This is a genomic window from Arthrobacter stackebrandtii, from assembly GCF_017876675.1.
GTDB classification, from domain to species: Bacteria; Actinomycetota; Actinomycetes; order Actinomycetales; family Micrococcaceae; genus Specibacter; species Specibacter stackebrandtii.
On record NZ_JAGIOI010000001.1, the window covers coordinates 1,815,524 to 1,832,879 of the forward strand.

Sequence of the window (17,356 nt, forward strand, 5' to 3'; positions counted from 1 at the left end):
GATATTCCCTCACCCCTATATTCTTAGATTGGAATATGAACCATGAGCGCTGACAATGTTGGAACCACACCTGCTGCCGCCGTTCCCGGCGGACCAAAGCTGTGGCTGCTGCGCCACGGCGAAACGGAATGGTCCCGCAGCGGGCAATACACGGGCCTGACGGACATTCCGTTGACCGAGGAAGGGGAAGGGCAGGCGCGGTCGGCACGCAAGGCGCTGGCTGGCGTCGAGCTTGACCTGGTGCTCACTTCGCCACTGCAGCGGGCGCACACGACCGCCATCCTCGCGGGCTACCCGGACGCAGTGGTGGAGCCGAACGCCGTCGAATGGGACTATGGCGACTACGAGGGCATTGACAGCGCCGTGGTCCGGGCGGAAAACCCCGGCTACTTGATCTGGGACAACGGTGTTCCCAACGGTGAGTCCCTGGATTCCGTGGCGGCGCGGGCGGACAGGATCGTGGAGCGTGTCCGTGCCGTGACGCGCGAGGACGGGGCACAGGCCAACGTGCTGCTCGTGGCCCACGGGCACTTTCTGCGCATCCTGACGGCACGGTGGCTGGGGCTGCCGGCCGGCCAGGGCCGGCACTTCATGCTCGGCACCGCCAAGGTCTGCACCCTGGGTTGGGACAAGAAGACGCCGGCCGTGGAGCAGTGGGGGCTGTAATGCTGTGCCGGAACGGGCACCGGGACTGAGCCAGCCGGTAGGCTCGTGTCCATGCAGGAAACACCGCCTTCGGGGTCGTCCACGCCGCAGCCACTGATCGTGCCGTCACGCAGCGACCCCCTGCTGTCTGCCATGACCGAGCCGGTGGGCGGACCGCTGGGCAGGCGCACTGCACCCGGTGTCGTCAAGCCCGGATTCTTCACGGTGGAGCGGGTGCTGGTGCTCGTGACGGCCGCGGCCGCGCTGCTGGCGGTTGTCCTGAAGGGCCACTGCCGAACCTCCGGATGGGCCACGCCCGACCAGTACTCCACGGTTTGCTATTCCGTGTTTCCCAACGCCTTCCTGGACGGCCAGCTGGAGAAGCTGGTGCCGTTCTTCAGCCAGGGGTCCCCTTTCGACGGTCCGGTCCTGGCCGGATGGGTGGCTGGCGCGGCTGCGTGGCTGACCTCCGCAGCCGGCGGCGGACCGGTGCGCCAGCTGGCGTTCTTCGACGTCAACGCAGCGCTGATTGCCCTGCTGTGGATCCTGACGGTGGTTGTTGCGGCACGGACCGCCGGGCGCAGGAGCTGGGACGCGGCGATCATTGCCGCCAGCCCCGTGCTCATCCTGACCGCGTACGTCAGCTGGGACTTCTGGGCCGTGGCACCGGTGGCCCTGGCCTTGTATTTCTTCGCCCGGGGACGTGCCGTGGCGTCGGGAGCGGCCCTGGGCGTTGCGGCCATGGCAGCGCCGTATCCCGTTGTCATCCTCTTGGCACTGCTGTTCCTGGGAATCCGTGCGGGCGCGTTGACCAAGATGCTGGAGCTTCTGGCGGCCGCCCTGGTGTCCTGGCTGCTGGTGCTGGCGCCGGTCATGCTGTTCAACCCGCCGGCCTTCGCAGACCACGTGAAACAAATGATGGCAGCCGAACCAACGGAATCCTCCATTTACGGCGGCTACAACCTGGTTGCCCAGCGGCTGGGCCTGGACGAGATGCATGTGGGCACCGTCAATGCACTGTCGGCTGTGCTGCTGGTGGTGCTGGTTCTCGGGATCATGGCTCTGGCGTTCTATGCACCGCACCCCCCTCGTGTGGGACAGCTGTTGTTCGTGGCCGTGGCCGGATACGTGGTGCTCAGCAAGGACACCGAGCCGTGGCATGCAATGTGGCTGGTTCCCCTCGCGGCGCTGGCCCTGCCCAAATGGCGCCCGGTTCTGTTGTGGCAGGCCGCCGTGGTGGCACACTTCATCGCGCTGATGCTGTTCCGAAGCAAGGGGCTGGGGAACCTTGGCAACCAACACGCGATCGACATGCCCTACTTCTTGCTGGCGGCCATGATCTCCATGCTGGCCACCTGTGCCCTGGCGGCGATGGTCGTCCGCGACATATACGCCCCTGAGCATGATGTGGTGGCCCGGGGTGGCCAGGACCCGCAGGGCGGCGTCCTGGACCCGGCCCCCGCGCGGGCCCCCCATGCCTGACGTCGCCGTGGTGGGCTCCGGGCCCAACGGCCTGGCTGCAGCCGTGACGATGGCACGCGCCGGCCTCTCAGTGCAACTGTTTGAGGCGGCCGGGACCGTGGGCGGCGGCATCCGCACAGCCGAACTGACACTGCCCGGTTACCGGCACGACGTCTGCGCGGCAGTCCACCCCATGGCGCTGGCGTCGCCATTCTTCCAGGCCTTTGAACTGGGCAGGCGCATCGAGCTGCTGGTGCCGGACGTTTCCTACGCCCACCCGCTCGACGGCGGTCGCGCCGGCATTGCGCACCGCAGCCTGGACCGGACGGTGGCCGGACTCGGGCCGGACGGGCCCGCCTGGCGGCGCCTGATGGAGCCGCTGCTCAGGCGCCTTGACGGGATCGTTGATTTTACCCAGGACAAGCTGCTGCGGCTTCCCGCCGATCCGCTGGCCGTGGCGGCCTTTGGGCTTCGTGTGCTGGCCCAGGGCACTCCGGGATGGAACGTTGGGTTTAAGTCGGACGTGGTCCCGGCCATGCTGACGGGAGTGGGGGCGCATGCGATCGGGCGGCTTCCCTCCCTCGCGACGTCCGGGGCCGGCCTGCTGCTGGGTGTCCTGGCCCATGCCGGCGGATGGCCTGTCCCGGCGGGCGGCAGCCAGGCCATTGCTGATTCGCTGGCCGATGACCTTGTGGCGCACGGCGGGGAAATCACCGTCTCCCACAAGGTGCGGAGCATAGCGGAACTGAAAGCCGCCACCGGTGCCAGGGCAGTTATTGCCGATGTCACGCCCAGGGCGCTGGCGGCCATGGCCGGGGACATCCTGCCGCCGCGCTATATGCGCAGCCTGGAATCCTTCCGGTACGGGCCCGGCGTGTTCAAGGTGGACTTTGCCCTGTCCGGCCCGGTTCCCTGGATCGCGCCCGGCGTGGGACGGGCGCCCACGGTGCACCTGGGCGGATCCCGGGCAGCCATCGCCTTCGCAGAATCGGAAGTGCTGGCTGGCCGCCATCCCGAGAATCCCTACGTGCTGGCTGTTCAGCCATCCGTTCTCGACGGCAGCCGTGCACCTGCCGGCCACCACACCTTCTGGGCCTACACGCACGTGCCGGCCGGCTCCACGCGGGACTGCACAGAACAGATCATTGCCGCGGTGGAGCGGCACGCGCCGGGTTTCCGCGACCTCATCCTGGCCAGCCGGGGGCAGACGGCCCGCGACATGGGCGAATACAACGCCAATTACATTGGCGGGGACATCAGCTCCGGCGCAGTGACGTTGGGCCAGCTGTTGAAGCGGCCCGTGGTGTCCGCCGACCCGTGGCGCACACCCGCCGCTGGACTGTACCTGGGTTCCGCCTCCACGCCGCCGGGGCCGGCCGTGCACGGCATGGGCGGATGGCTGGCCGCACGGTCGGCGCTGAAGCACTCATTCGGGCTGCCCGCCCCCGACCTGGGAATGGGTGCCTAGACCCAGGTCCCGAAGCTGGGCTCCCAAACCGCACTGCTGCGTGGTGAAAAAATACAACCGGCCCGCAGCCAGGGGCCAAAACTGGCGAACAATCGCCAAGTCTCGAGCCCGGGCTGCGGGCCGGTTGCAAAGAATGTGGTGCCGGTGTGGGGCCTGCCGACCAGGCTAGTTGCGGCGGTCCAGGGTGCCAAGCTCGGCGCCGGTGGCGTCGTGGACGGTGAGCGTGTCGCCGTCGACCTTGGCGGTGGCCGCCTTGGAGAGCCAGGTGTCAACACCCTCGCACTGCATCAGCGTGCCGCCCAAGTTCTGGAACTTCAGTTCGCCCTGTGCGTAGAACCACTGACCGGAGAGGCGGTTGCAGCCGTCGCTGCCGCTGATGAAACCGGCCTGCTCGAAGCTGGCATCCTGGTCTGCGGCCAATGCGAGTTCGAGGTACGGCTGCTTGTCGGTGTTGTAGCCGTCGCCCCACGTGCCGACGGGGCCCGTTGTGGCACCGCAGGAGGAGATGGTCAAGGCAAGGAGAAGGCCGCCGGCAAGGGCTGCAAGACGTTTCATTGTGTGGGTGGCTCCGATCGCACTGGTCTAAAGGTCCGTTTCCCTTATGTTATTGCATGGCCGGGAATTCCCGGCTTCTGGCGGGAGCTCCGGCGCGGAAGCGGCGCCCGGCCCCGGGCCTGCAGCCGCCCGGACCGGAGCCGGGCACACAGGCCGGGCACCCGCCGTCGCAGGTGTCAGTGGGCGCCAACGCCGGCGTCGGCAGGAACCGGTGCCGTCAGGACGCCGTCGCGCATGGTGGCGACGGCATCGGTGAGCGGGACGAACTCGGTGTCGTGGGTGACCATGACGGTGGCGACATTGAATTCGTCGCAGACCTCTCGCAGCAGGCGGACGATGGAGTCGCTGCGGGCGTGGTCCAGAGCGGCGGTGGGCTCGTCAACCAGCAGCACCTTTGGCTGCGCCATGAGGGCGCGGGCAATGTTGACGCGCTGGCGCTGGCCGCCGGAGAGCTGGTGCGGGCGCTTCTTGGCGCAGTCGGCCAGGCCCACCAAATCCAGCAGTTCGATGGCCCGGGCGGCGGCAGACTTGGGGGACTTGCCGCGCAGGTGGTCCGTGATGACAAGCTGCTCGGCGGCGGTTAGCGAGGCGAGCAGGTTCGGCTGCTGGAAGATGATGCCCACCTTGTCGCGGCGCAGCGCGGCCAGCTCCTTCTCGTTGAGGCCGGTCGCGTCGACGCCGTCGATCACCACGAGCCCGCTGGTGGGCTTGATGAGGGTGGCGGCCACTGCGAGCAGGCTCGACTTGCCCGAGCCCGACGGGCCCACCAGGGACACGAACTGGCCGGGGTGGACGGCAAGGTTTACGGCATCCAGCGCGGTCATGGTGCCTTCGCCGTCCGGGTATTCCAGCGTCACGTTGACAAGATTCAATGCAGTCATGGGAGGTTCCTTAGAAATTGTGGGGTGTTCGGCAGGCACGGCAGCGGGTCAGTTGCCGCCGAGGGCGATCATGGCGTCGACGCGGGTGACCTTTCGGACGGCCAGTGCGGCGCCGGCCAGGCCCAGGGCCACAATGCCCACCATGGGCAGCAGCGTGGTGGCCGGTGTGAGCAGGAACGGGGCGGCCTTGGCGGCGAAGATGCCGCCCGCGATGCCCACGAGCCCGCCGAGCCCGGCGCCGGCCAACAGCACCAGGGCGGCCTGCGTCAGGGCGTCGCGCAGCAGGTAGCTGCCGGAGGCGCCCATGGCCTTCAGCACGGCGATGTCCCGGGTGCGCTGGACGGTCCAGACGGTCAGGAACGCCACGATCACCAGGGCCGAGATGCCGTACAGGAACGCCTGCATCATCATGAGTGAGCCGTTCTCACTCTTGTAGCCGCCCAGGCCGGCGAAGGATCCGCTGCGGGTGGTGCTGATGGTTCCGGCCGCGGCATTGGCGGCGTCGGTGTCCACGGTGGCGCCCTTGTCATAGGTCACGGCAAGCACGGTGGCCAGCTGGTCGGGGTCGCTCAGGTGCGCAATCTTGGTCCAGGTGGGGAGCGTTGTCCAGACAACCGAGCTGTGCGAGTACCACTCGTCCACCACAATCCCGCCAACCGCCAGCTCCGTGCCAGCAATGGTCACGGCGTCGCCGGTCTTGAGGTTGAGTTCCTTGGCCACGCTTTCGCCGATCACCACAGTTGAATCGCTGATGTCCGACGGCGCGATCCCGGCTTCCGCGGCCGTCCCGCCATCCGCGGGGGTGCCGACGCCAAAGACCGCCACGTTGGCGATGCCCTGGCTGTCGCCGGCGCCCTGGAAACGGCTCTGGCTCACGCCCAGCGGCACCACCGAGGAGACGCCCGGCGTGCCTGCCCAGCTGTTGGCCTGTTTCTCCGTGACCTGGCTTTCGGTAAACGAGATCTTGGGGTCGTTCTTGGCCGGCGCGCCAAACACCATCTGGCTGACCGGGGTTCCGGACGCCTCGCCGAGGTCGGCGACGGCGGAGGTGGACTGGTTGCCCAGCCCGGCTGTGAGCCCGGACAGCAGCACCAGCAGCAGGCTGATCAGCGCCACGACGGCGCCCATCAGGGCAAAGCGCCCCTTGGCAAAGCGGATGTCTCGGATCGCGAGGAACATGTACAGCTCTTTTCTGGTGCCGGACCACGAGGATTTGTCCGGGATGATTTGCAAGTACTTCAACCTTCCCGTGGAACTGCAGCCGTTCCATCGCGGCCTTGGATGATCTGCTGGCGGCAGGAGGTTGATCCTGCCATCAACCTTTTGGTTGATGGCGTTTGAGGAATATGTGGGAGGGCGTGGGGATAGGCTTGTGCCATGTCTGCCGTGGATGCACCGCCCGTGACCAGTGGCACGATCCTGCGCTTCCTGCGCGTGAGCCTGCATGTTGGCTTTGCCGTGCTGCTGGGCGTTGGCATGGTGCGGCTGATCCTGGAGCCCGACGGCGGTGCCGGCCGATACTTCTACCTCGCGTTGTCGCTGCTGCTGGCCGCAACCTACCTTGTGGGGACGGTTGCCGAGAAACGCTTCTCCGCGGGGGCCCTGAAGCGCAACCCGCGCCGCTACGCCGTCGTGTGGCTGGCGCTCATCACTGTGATGTGGGCAGTGCTGATGTTTGGCACGGTGGAGTTCTCCTGGCTGGTCTTCCCCCTCTTCTTCCTGCACCTGCACCTGCTGCCGCGCTGGGCGGGCATCACCATGGTGCTGCTCATGACGGCCGGCGTGGTGTTTGCCCAGTGGCGCGCGTCGGGCGCCGCGTACCCGCCCATCGCAGTCATTGTGGGGCCGGTTTTCGGCATGGGGTTTTCGGTGGCAACGTCCAAGGCGTACCGGCTCCTGTACCAGGAGGGGGAAAACCAGCGCCAAGCCGCCGACGAGCTCCGCCGCACCCGTGCCGAGCTGGCCGCCACCCAGCACGAATCCGGCGTCCTGGCCGAACGTGCCCGGCTGGCCCGGGAAATCCACGACACCCTGGCCCAGGGCTTCTCCTCCATCATTCTGGTCTCCCGTGCGGCACGGCGTTCACTGGCCTCGGGCGACCTGGAATCCACGGAGGAAAGCCTGGCCATGGTGGAGGCGACGGCGGCGGAGAACCTGGCCGAGGCCCGGAATTTTGTGCGCGGGCTCTCCTCCCCGGCATTGTCGGAGGCATCACTTGTGGAGAGCCTGTCCAGGTTGTGCGCCAAGACCCAGCGGGAGGCGGCCGCGCGTGGCGGAAAGCTTCGGTGCAGCTTCCGGCTCGACGGCGAACCCATTGACCTGCCGCAGCCCTACAAGGTGACGCTGCTGCGCGCCGCCCAGGCGAGCCTCGCCAATGTCTGGCTGCACGCCAAGGCGGACTCCGCCGTCGTCAGCCTGGCGTTTCTGGGCAGCGAGGTGACACTTGACGTGTTCGACGACGGACGCGGCTTTGAGCCGGAAAGGCTCGCCGACACTGTGGCCGGGCGGGCGGATGGGAGCGGCTTTGGGCTGCGGTCGCTGCGTGAGAGGGTGGTTGCGCAGGGCGGGACGCTGACCATTGAGTCGGCCCCGGATGAAGGGACGGTGGTGGCCATCCGGCTGCCGCTGGAAGCTGGCGTGAGTGCAGGGACAGGGAATGTTGATGGGTGAAATTAGGATCCTGCTGGTGGATGACCACCCCGTGGTGCGTGCCGGGCTGCGGGCCATGCTGACCGAGTTTGAGGGCTTCACGGTGGTGGCGGAGGCGCCGGAGGGGGCCGCCGCCGTCAAGGAGGTGCAACGGCTGGCCGTGCTGGGCGAGCCCGTGGACGTGGTGCTCATGGACCTGCAAATGGGTGAGGGCATGGACGGGGTCAGCGCCACCAAGGCGTTGAAGGAGCTGCCAGACGCGCCGCCGGTGCTGATCTTGACCACCTACGACACCGACGCCGATATTTTGGCTGCTGTGGAGGCCGGGGCCAGCGGCTACATGTTGAAGGATGCGCCGCCGGAACAGATCCGCAGCGCGGTGCAGTCGGCCGCGGCGGGGCAGACAGCGCTGGCACCCGAGGTCGCGGCGCGGCTCATGGGACGGATCCGGAATCCCGCACCGGTGCTCTCTGCCCGGGAGGTGGAGCTGCTGGAGTTGCTGTCCACGGGCATGAGCAACAAGGCCATTGCCAAGGAGCTGTTTATTTCCGAAGCCACCGTCAAGACTCACCTGGTGCACATTTACGACAAGCTGGGCGTGGACAACAGGACGGCGGCCATCTCCGTGGCGGTTTCCCGGCGGATCATCCGCAGCGCGGGGTAGCAGCAGCCGGAACTGAGCGATGTTATGGATGACATGCCGTGAAAGATTTTCGCGCAGAAGCATCGCCAGAGGCGTCAGGAACAGCTAGGCTCGTCTTACCGCGTGCAAAGAAGCTGGAGGGCCATCTGTGGGGACAAGGCAAGGTGGCGCACACCGGTACCCGTTGAGCATGGCAGTCATCTGCACGGTGCTGGCATCCGGCGGCCTTATTGCGGCAGGTTATTCGGAAACCTCCACGGCGGATGCTGCCGCGTCCCTGAGCCGCAGCAGTCTCACGCGCATGGCCAATAATTTTGACGAGGTGGCCGCGATCGGCTTCGACCCCGTCATGGCTCCGGGATATGGCGTGAAACTTTCCTTTGCAGACATGCTGCTTGAAGCCCGCCGCCCCACTCCCAAGCCGCTCTTTGACCTAACAGACCCCAATGCGAGCACCCCCCACCTGGCTCAGGGCGTCTATGCCATGCGTTCCAAGCTTCCCGAGATCAGCGCGGCGGAAATGTCGCAGGTCCGCCGCGAGATCATGGCGGCCGCCTACCTGGGCCTGGGGCACTCTTATGTCTGGGGCGGGACCAGTTTTGACCACGGCTGGGACTGCTCTGGATTTGTACAATGGGCCTATGCCCGGGCCGGCATTTCGCTGCCTCGCACCGAGCAGTGGGCTCCCATGGTGGAGACGAACAACCCGCAGCCCGGCGACCTCGTGGCGCAGAACCCCGACGGTCCCAACCACTGGTCGCACATCGGCATCTACATTGGCAACGGCAAGATGATCAGCGCCCTCAATCCCTCGGTGGGCACCATCCTGCACGCCCCTTCCGATGTCAGCAGCTCGTCCACGTACTTCACCCTTCCCGCCTTTGCCTCCTCCGACGAACTGGCCAGGGCCGAGGCGGCGGCGAAGGCAACGGCAAGCGCATCGGCCAAGCCCGGCGCTTCGGCGAAACCAAGTGCCAGTGCATCTGCCAGTGCCACGATGAAGGAAACCGGGAAGGCAACGGGCACGCCCACGGCGAAGCCAAGCGCGAAGCCGACACCCAAGCCGACCGCAAAGCCGACGGTTCCCGGAACCACGCCGCCGACAACCAAACCGACCACGACTCCGGGGACCACCGCACCGACCACGCCGCCAGCAACCACTCCGGGGACCACAACGCCGCCCAGCACGCAGCCCACCGCCACCCCGACAACAGCACCAACAACGACTGCGCCAACCCCGACCGCTGCGCCGCCGGCGACAACGGTGGCGCCTCCGCCGCCTACGACTCCAGCCGCCAGCGCACCGCCAACCACGGCGTCGCCATCACCAAGCCCGATCCCGTCGGCAACTCCGAGTCCCACGCCAACAGCGACACCCACACCGACACTGACAGGTGATGCGGATCCCGCCGCTGCCGATCCCACAAGTTCGGCGCCGGCGCAGACCGATGCCGCCGGGACCACCTTGGAATCAGGTTCCGATTCGCCGGCCGCGCAGCCAGCCGAGAGTCCCTCCGCACCTTAGTGCTGCCGAGCCGCAAGGCGCCTGGCCCGCCCCTCGATCCGTCCGTCGCCGGGGCAGCAGGCATGCCATTGGACGGCAGGATCTTTCTTTGCGGATTCCCTGGTGAACTGTGCCAAGAACCTGACCCAATGAGCTCCGAACAGGTTCAAAATGAGTCTCACGTCACATTGGAAGCGTTTGCAGTAATTTGTTGGAAACGCTTGCATTAAATTGGTGGCTTGTGTTGAGTGACAAGAGGCGCGGTGCAAGAGCAGCGCGCTTTTTGATGCAAAGGAGCACAGCATGCACGGAAGTGTGACTATGGAGGCGCAGCGGAGCCTGCGCCGATTATTGGCGGTCCTTGCGGCCGCATCCCTCCTGGTTACGGGGTTGGTCGCCACAGGCGGCGCCTCTCCAGCCCAAGCAGCTGCGGCCGGTCCCAAGGACACGATCGCAGTGCTTTTTTCATACACCTGGAACCAGATCGCCAAGGAATGTGAATCAACGCTGGGTCCGGCGGGGTATGGCTACGTCCAGACCTCCCCGCCCCAGGAACATGTGAAAGGCAGCCAGTGGTGGACTTACTACCAGCCGGTCTCGTACAAACTTGAGACCAGGATGGGCACCGAGGCTGAATTCACCTCAATGGTCCAGCGGTGCAAGGCCGCCGGCGTCGGCGTCATCGTCGATGCAGTGATCAACCACATGTCCGGCAAGTCAGAAGGCGGTACAGGCTGGGCAGGGACACCATTCCAACACTACGACTACCCCGGAATTTACAGCAGCAGCGACTTCCACAACTGCCGCAAGGACATCACCAACTACCAGGACCGCTATGACGTCCAGAACTGCAACCTGGTCAACCTCTCGGACCTGGATACATCCTCCGACCACGTGCAGCAGACCATCGCCAACTACCTGAACCGCTTCGTCGACATGGGAGTTGCCGGTTTCCGCATTGACGCCGTCAAGCACATTGCTGCACAGGACATGGCAGGAATCTGGAATCGCGTGCGCAAAAAGGACTCGCTCTACGTGGTGCAGGAAGTCATCCGTGCCAACGAACCGGTCCAGCCTGAGGAGTACATCTCCATCGGCGACGTCCACGAGTTCGGCTTTGCCCGCAAGCTCAAGGAGGCCTTCGGCGGATCCCGCATCGACTGGCTGATCTCGGGTGCCGGTATTGGCGGCAGCTGGGACGGGTTCCTCAAGCAGGACGATGCGGCAGTATTCGTGGACAACCACGACACCGAACGCAACAACGAAACCCTGTCCTACAAGGACGGAAAATCCTACGACCTGGCCCAGGCGTTTACCCTGGCCTGGCCATACGGATCCCCGTCCGTCCACTCCGGATATGCCTTCTCTGACAAGGACGCAGGCCCCGCCCTTGACGGCCAGGGCCGTGTCATTGACCCGGCACCGGGCCAGAACGGCTGGACGTTCAAGCACGCGCAGAACGACATCCAGAACATGGTTGGATTCCGCGTGGCAACGTACGGCACGGCAGTCGCCAACAAGTGGTCCAGCGCGGACGGCTCTGCCATGTCGTTCAGCCGGGGCGACAGGGGCTTCATCGCCCTCAACAACGGCAGCGGCCAGGTCCAGCGCGAATTCACCACCAGCCTGCCCGACGGCAAGTACTACAACGTGATCACCGCCAAGCGCACCGGCGGCACCTGGAGCGGCGACACAGTCACCGTTGCCGGGGGCAAGTTCACGGCCACAGTGTCTGCCAAGACCGCCCTTGCCCTGCATGCGGGTGCAAAGGTTGAAAGCTGCGTCGACGTCAGTGCACCCAGCACCCCTGCGGCCGTCAGCGCCAAGGTCGACGGCGGTTCGCTTGCGGTTTCGTGGCAGGCGTCAAGCGACGACTGTGGCGTATCCGGCTACGACGTGGTCCGCACAGGCGGAAGCGGCGGGGCGGTCACCAAGACCGTCACGGGCACGACTCTGACAGACAAGACCTTCTCGGCAGCCACCGCATACACGTACACGGTGACGGCCAGGGACGCTTCCGGCAAGTCAAGTGCAGCCTCTGCACCAGCCACCGTCACCACTCCGGAAGCACCGGTCGTGACCGGCACATCGGTGTACTACAAGGCACCGTCCGGATGGTCCAAGGCGTATATGCACTACCGCTCCGGCACCGGCGCATGGACGACGGCACCCGGCACGGAGATGGCGCCGGTGGCCGGACTTGCCGGATGGTTCTCGGCAACGGTTGATGCGGCGGACGGCGCTGCGCTGACCGCCGCCTTCAACAATGGCGGGGGAACATGGGACAACAACGGCGACAAGAACTATGCCATCCCGGCAGGTCCGGAATGGTCCGTGTCGGAGGGCAAGGTCGTGGCCGGAACCCCCGACAAGCCGGTCGTGACGGGCTCCTCGGTGTACTACCAGGCACCCGCCGGCTGGACGAAAGCCTACCTGCACTACCGTGTTGGCACGGCCGCCTGGACCACGGCACCGGGCGTCGAAATGACGCCGGTGGAGGGCATCCCGGGTTGGTTCAAGGCTTCCATCGAGGCTCCTGCCGGCACTGCCACCACCGCTGCATTCAACAATGGTGCAGGTGCCTGGGACAACAACGGCGGCAACAACTACGCCATCCCGACAGGCCCGGCATGGTCGGTGTCGGGCGGTTCCGTCAACGCAGGAGCGCCCCAGAAACCGGTGGCACCCAAGCCGCTGGCGGGGAAGCTGGACCTTTTCTACAAGACGGGCCCCGGCTGGTCGACAGCCAACGCGCACTACCAGGTTGGTGCGGGTGCCTGGACCGCTGCTCCGGGCATTGCCATGGCGGCCGTGTCCAGCTGCGTCTCGGGTAACGGCTGGTACCGCCTGACAATAGACAGCGGAACTGCTGCAAACGTGACAGTGGCATTCAACAACGGCGCAGGGGCATGGGATAACAACGGAGGCAAGAACTACACGTTCACGACCGATGTTGCCGCGGTGTCCGCAGGAAAGGTCACAACCGCCGACCCCTGTGGCGTGATTGTGCCTGAGCCGGCCATTCCGGCCATGCCAACGGCCGTCGCGGTCAAGCCGCTGGGCAGCACCAGCATCCAGGCAACGTGGACTGCCGTCCCCGACGCCACCAGCTACTCCATCTCATACGGGCTGGACGGGCAGGGCGAGCCCCTGTTCGTCAAGGTCTCATCGGGAACTGAGCTCACGGCGCCGGGCCTGCTCCCGGGCAAGCGCTACTGGTTCAAGGTGCGTGCGGAAAACGCAGCGGGGGCCTCGGCCTACTCGCCGGCAGCCTTCGCCACCACGGAGGCCGAAATTGAGCCGACCGTTGAACCCACGGCAACTGCCACCGTTGAACCCACAGCACCTCCGACCAGCGAACCGGGCGATCGCGTGGGAACCGACCACTCGGTCGGGCTCTACAAGACGAACCCCTCGGCGCAGGTTGGCAAGTCGAAGGCCATCACGGTCGACGGCGATGCCTCGGAGTGGACCGCGGACATGATCATCGCCCAAGGCGTGGCAAACGACGATCCGCGCATCTTCCGCGGATCGCATGAAGGCCCTGTCTACGATCCCTATGCGCTCTACGGCTCCTGGGATGACGATAACCTCTACCTGATGTGGCAATTCACCAACGTCACGGACGTGGTGGACCCGGCCCAGGGGTACCCCATCAGCGATAACGGCAAGCCTTACCAGGGAGACATCCCCCAGGCCATTGCTCTGGACGTGAACAACCGCGGCAGCAATGGCATGGTCACGGCGGACGAAAAGGGCGTCTGGGGCATGCGCTACTCCTTTGCGAACAACGAGGCAGACCACCTGCTGATGTTCTCAAGCAAGCCCAAGGTGGGCCAGCCGTCGATCTTCTCGCTCAACTCGGATGACGAATTCGACTATGAGCCGGAAAACGTGAGCGCTTTCAAGGACGCTGGCGTGAGCTTCGCCTACGGAGATGGTTTCGTCGGATCAACTGTGATGGGCATCAAGAAGAACGGCTATGAGGGATATGTTCCGGCCGATTTGAAGGATGCAGCGAACTTCACGGATCTGTTGACGAAGGGCCACGACAAGGCCCAGGACACCACCTACGAGATGAAGATCCCGTTGGCTTCGCTCGGCATCGACCGCGGCTATCTGGAAGGCAATGGGGTCGGCGTCATGCTGGTTTCCACTTTCGGGGAATCCGCAATTGGCTCGCTGCCGTACGATCCGACAACGCTGGACCATGCCCTGGACCCCTACACCGCGGATGAGTCAACGTCAGCTGAGAAGGAGGACGTGGATACGTTCACGGCCAAATTCGCCAGTGTTGGTAGCGTCGGCACATCATCCGTCCTGCCGGCAACACCCAAATCGGTGACAGCTGCCCCCGTGGGAACGACAAGTCTCAAGGCGTCGTGGGCTGCCGTTGCAGGCGCCACCTCGTACACCGTCACCTATGCAGCTGAGAGCCAGGGCCAACCTGTCTTCGTGAAGGTCGCTTCGGGCACCCAGTTCACGGCGACGGGCCTGGCACCGGGAACCCGCTACTGGTTCAAGGTGCGCGCGGAGACGACTGCGGGGGCTTCGCCCTACTCGGCCGCGGTTTTTGCGGCCACCGACACAGAGGTGGAGCCCACCACCGAGCCCACCGAGACACCGACCATCGATCCGACGGTGGAACCAACGGTGGATCCCACCCCGGAACCCACCGTCGACCCGACCCCGGAACCGACAGTGGATCCCACCCCGGAACCGACAGTTGACCCGACGCCGATCCCCACACCCACCGTTGACCCGACGCCGGGTCCCGGAACGGAGCCTGGCGGCTCGGTGGCCGGGGCAACCCAGGGTTCACCTTTGGGCGGGGACCCCCGTGAAGACTCGATTTACTTCATGATGACAGCGCGCTGGAATGACGGCGACAGCTCGAACAACATGGGCGGAAGCCAGCATGTTAAGTCGGGCAATGCCGCCAACAACGACCCGATGTACCGTGGGGACTTCCAAGGTGTCATCGACAAGCTCGACTACATCAAGGGAATCGGCTTCTCTGCCATCTGGATCACCCCGGTGGTCACCAACCGCAGCGACTATGACTTCCATGGTTACCACGGCTGGGACTTCCAGCGCATTGATCCGCGCCTGGAATCAGAGGGTGCCACTTACCAGGAACTGATCGATGCTGCCCACGCCAAGGGCATCAAGATCTACCAGGACGTGGTCTACAACCACACCTCGCGGTGGGGTGAAAAGAACCTCTTTGTCCCCACCGTCTTCGGCACACGTGATGCACAGTGGGACTGGTACTACGACGAGCCGGTGGAAGGCAAGGCCTACAACCCCGCCGAAACCGACGCCGACGGCAGCACCTACAACGGGGACTTGTGGTCCACAACCCAGCCCGCAGACCAAAAATGCAAGAACTGGGGCGTGCAGAGCGGCTTCTCGGCTGAAGGCTACAAGGTGTACAACTGCCAGTGGCCCAACGCCACCTCGGGCATGTTCCCGGCCGACACCTTCCACCAGTGCTGGATTGGCAACTGGGAAGGCAAGGACGCACAGGACTGCTGGATCCATGAGGACCTGGCTGACCTGAACACCGAAAGCGCCAAGGTGCAGGACTACCTGATCGACACGTACAACAAGTACATCGACATGGGTGTGGACGGTTTCCGTGTCGACACGGCGGTGCACATTCCGCGCGTCATGTGGAACCGGCACTTCCTGCCGGCGCTGCAGGAGCACGCAGTGGCAACGCATGGTGACAAGGGCAAGGACTTCTACGTCTTTGGCGAGGTCGCCCAGTTTGTCCATGACAAGTGGAACCGCGGATCCGTAAACCATTCGGCCCCGTTCTACACCTGGAAGGAGCGCCGCTCCTACAGCATTGACGACGTTGTGGCGGCGGCCGAGCAGTTCCAGTATGAGAACCTCATGGGACCTGCCGGCCAGCCGACAAGCGCCAACCACAAGCTGGACGGCAACAATTACCACAAACCCGACCATTCGGCGTCGTCCGGCATGAGCATCATCGACATGCGGATGCACATGAACTTCGACAACGCCTCCAATGCCTTCCATTCGGGCATGGACTCCGACGACGCAACGAACGATGCCACCTACAACGCCGTGTATGTGGACAGCCATGATTATGGTCCGGGAAAGTCGCAAGTGAGGTTCGACGGCGGCACGGATGCCTGGGCGGAAAACCTGAGCCTCATGTGGTCCTTCCGGGGAGTGCCTGTGCTGTTCTACGGTTCAGAGATCGAGTTCCAGGCGGGCAAGCCGATCGACTGCGGGCCCACGTGTCCGCTGGCGACCACCGGCCGTGCCTACTTCGGCGACCACCTGGCGGGAACCGTGACGGCCGGAGATTTCGGCACTGTCACCTCTGCCAGCGGTGCAGTGGCTGAGACGCTGCAGAAACCGCTGGTAAAGCACCTCCAGACACTGAACCAAGTCCGTCGTGCCGTCCCAGCCCTTCAGAAGGGCCAGTATTCAACGGACGGCGTCAGCGGAAACATGGCGTTCAAGCGCCGTTTCACGGAAGGCTCCGTGGACAGCTTTGTGCTGGTTGCGGTTTCTGAAGGGGCGTCGTTCTCCGGCATCCCCAACGGCACCTACGTGGATGCGGTAACCGGTGACAGCAAGACGGTCTCCAACGGATCGCTGACCATTCCGCTCTCCGGCAAGGGCAACATGCGTGCGTATGTGCTGTCCCTGCCAGGCAACCCTGCCCCGGGCAAGGTTGGCAATGGAAGCCCCTTCCTGAAGTGAGGACTGCAGACGAAATGCGAACCAACAAGATGGGCCTCTGGGCAAGGGGCGCCACGGCTGCGGCGGTCATGTCGCTTGCGCTTGCCGGCTGTACCGTGGGCGGCCCGCCGCCCACCGCGACGCAGGACGCAGCGCCCTCTGCTGTGGAATACGTGCCTGATGCCTCTGCAGCAGGTGCCGCCGTGCTCGAGAGCATCACCGACTGCAAGGCAGTCGGTGAGCACTTTGGGGCGTTGCTGGATGGGATGGAACCCACGATGGAATCGGTCAGCGATGCCAGTGTGTTCTGCGACTGGGCTGCAGCCGACGATGAGGAGACTGTCTTCAGCGTCGAAGTGTGGCCTGCAACAAGTCCCGTTCCCGCCGCGGAGGCAGTTGCTGCTTCAGGCGGCACGGTCCTTGAGGATCCGCGCATTTCGGACGCTGGCGGCATTGTCTATGCAATCGCCCCCAGCAGCGAGGCGCTCGCCCTGACGGTGCTGCTGCCGGAGTACTCCATCTCGGCGACGGCACTCAACTTGGTGTCCGAGGCCGAGCAAAAGCAACAGATGTCCGTCGGCCTGTTTGAAATGACAGGACTGGCAGCCAGCTGAGTTGCCCGGGCCACGCACGGCCCGCGATGCCCGGGCAGGGAATCCCCTGCCCGGGCATCGCCTTGTCGCGGCGATGTCATAAATGGAAGCGTTTCCAAGTATTTTGTGGAAACGCTTGCAAAAATTGGATGGCGTTGTTAGCCTGATTACTAATTCTGTCGGACGGCGCGCCGAAGAACAACGACGCCGAAAATCTATTGGGGGAACAAATGC

General features: G+C 65.1%; 11 protein-coding genes. 8 read left to right on the top strand and 3 right to left on the bottom strand.

Annotation, left to right across the window (positions count from 1 at the left end; genetic code table 11):
- Positions 1–42: 42 nt before the first annotated feature.
- Genes JOF48_RS07615 through JOF48_RS07625 form a run of 3 tightly spaced genes read left to right on the top strand, consistent with a single transcriptional unit; the run spans position 43 to position 3,574 of the window.
- The gene (locus JOF48_RS07615; RefSeq protein WP_209679147.1) at positions 43–666 is read left to right on the top strand and encodes a histidine phosphatase family protein; all 624 of its coding nucleotides are present in this window, start codon (positions 43–45) and stop codon (positions 664–666) included.
- Positions 667–717: 51 nt separating this feature from the next.
- Positions 718–2,127 (top strand): glycosyltransferase family 87 protein, encoded by a 1,410-nt coding sequence (locus JOF48_RS07620; RefSeq protein WP_209679150.1) that lies wholly within the window; start codon positions 718–720, stop codon positions 2,125–2,127.
- Entirely contained in the window at positions 2,120–3,574 is a 1,455-nt protein-coding gene (locus JOF48_RS07625; RefSeq protein ID WP_209679153.1) for a phytoene desaturase family protein, read from the top strand. Before JOF48_RS07620 ends, JOF48_RS07625 begins: the two co-directional genes overlap by 8 nt.
- Positions 3,575–3,739: 165 nt before the next feature.
- On the opposite strand, the gene JOF48_RS07630 is transcribed toward JOF48_RS07625, so the two are convergent.
- The 3 genes from JOF48_RS07630 to JOF48_RS07640 form a co-directional block, all read right to left on the bottom strand.
- Positions 3,740–4,129, bottom strand: coding sequence for an META domain-containing protein (locus JOF48_RS07630; protein ID WP_209679156.1), 390 nt, complete (start codon positions 4,127–4,129; stop codon positions 3,740–3,742).
- A 176-nt stretch (positions 4,130–4,305) separates the two neighbouring features.
- Entirely contained in the window at positions 4,306–5,010 is a 705-nt protein-coding gene (locus tag JOF48_RS07635; RefSeq protein ID WP_209679158.1) for an ABC transporter ATP-binding protein, read from the bottom strand.
- A 48-nt stretch (positions 5,011–5,058) separates the two neighbouring features.
- Positions 5,059–6,189, bottom strand: a complete 1,131-nt coding sequence (locus JOF48_RS07640) for an ABC transporter permease (RefSeq protein WP_209684280.1) — start codon at positions 6,187–6,189, stop codon at positions 5,059–5,061.
- A gap of 198 nt (positions 6,190–6,387) precedes the next feature.
- Here JOF48_RS07640 and JOF48_RS07645 point away from each other — a divergent pair, with 198 nt between their 5' ends.
- From JOF48_RS07645 to JOF48_RS07665, 5 genes are all read left to right on the top strand, one after another.
- On the top strand, positions 6,388–7,680 hold the full coding sequence (locus JOF48_RS07645; protein WP_209679160.1) for a sensor histidine kinase: 1,293 nt from the start codon (positions 6,388–6,390) through the stop codon (positions 7,678–7,680).
- Positions 7,673–8,323 carry a response regulator gene (locus JOF48_RS07650; protein ID WP_209679162.1) on the top strand — a complete coding sequence of 217 codons (651 nt, stop codon included), beginning with the start codon at positions 7,673–7,675 and terminating at the stop codon, positions 8,321–8,323. Before JOF48_RS07645 ends, JOF48_RS07650 begins: the two co-directional genes overlap by 8 nt.
- 169 nt (positions 8,324–8,492) lie before the next feature.
- Positions 8,493–9,827, top strand: coding sequence for a C40 family peptidase (locus JOF48_RS20010; RefSeq protein ID WP_342591188.1), 1,335 nt, complete (start codon positions 8,493–8,495; stop codon positions 9,825–9,827).
- 435 nt (positions 9,828–10,262) lie between these two features.
- Positions 10,263–16,550, top strand: a complete 6,288-nt coding sequence (locus tag JOF48_RS07660; protein ID WP_342591189.1) for a carbohydrate binding domain-containing protein — start codon at positions 10,263–10,265, stop codon at positions 16,548–16,550.
- Positions 16,551–16,564: 14 nt separating this feature from the next.
- A complete protein-coding gene (locus tag JOF48_RS07665) occupies positions 16,565–17,143 on the top strand; it encodes a hypothetical protein (protein ID WP_203311757.1) in 579 nt (192 codons plus the stop codon).
- The last annotated feature ends 213 nt before the right edge of the window (positions 17,144–17,356 follow it).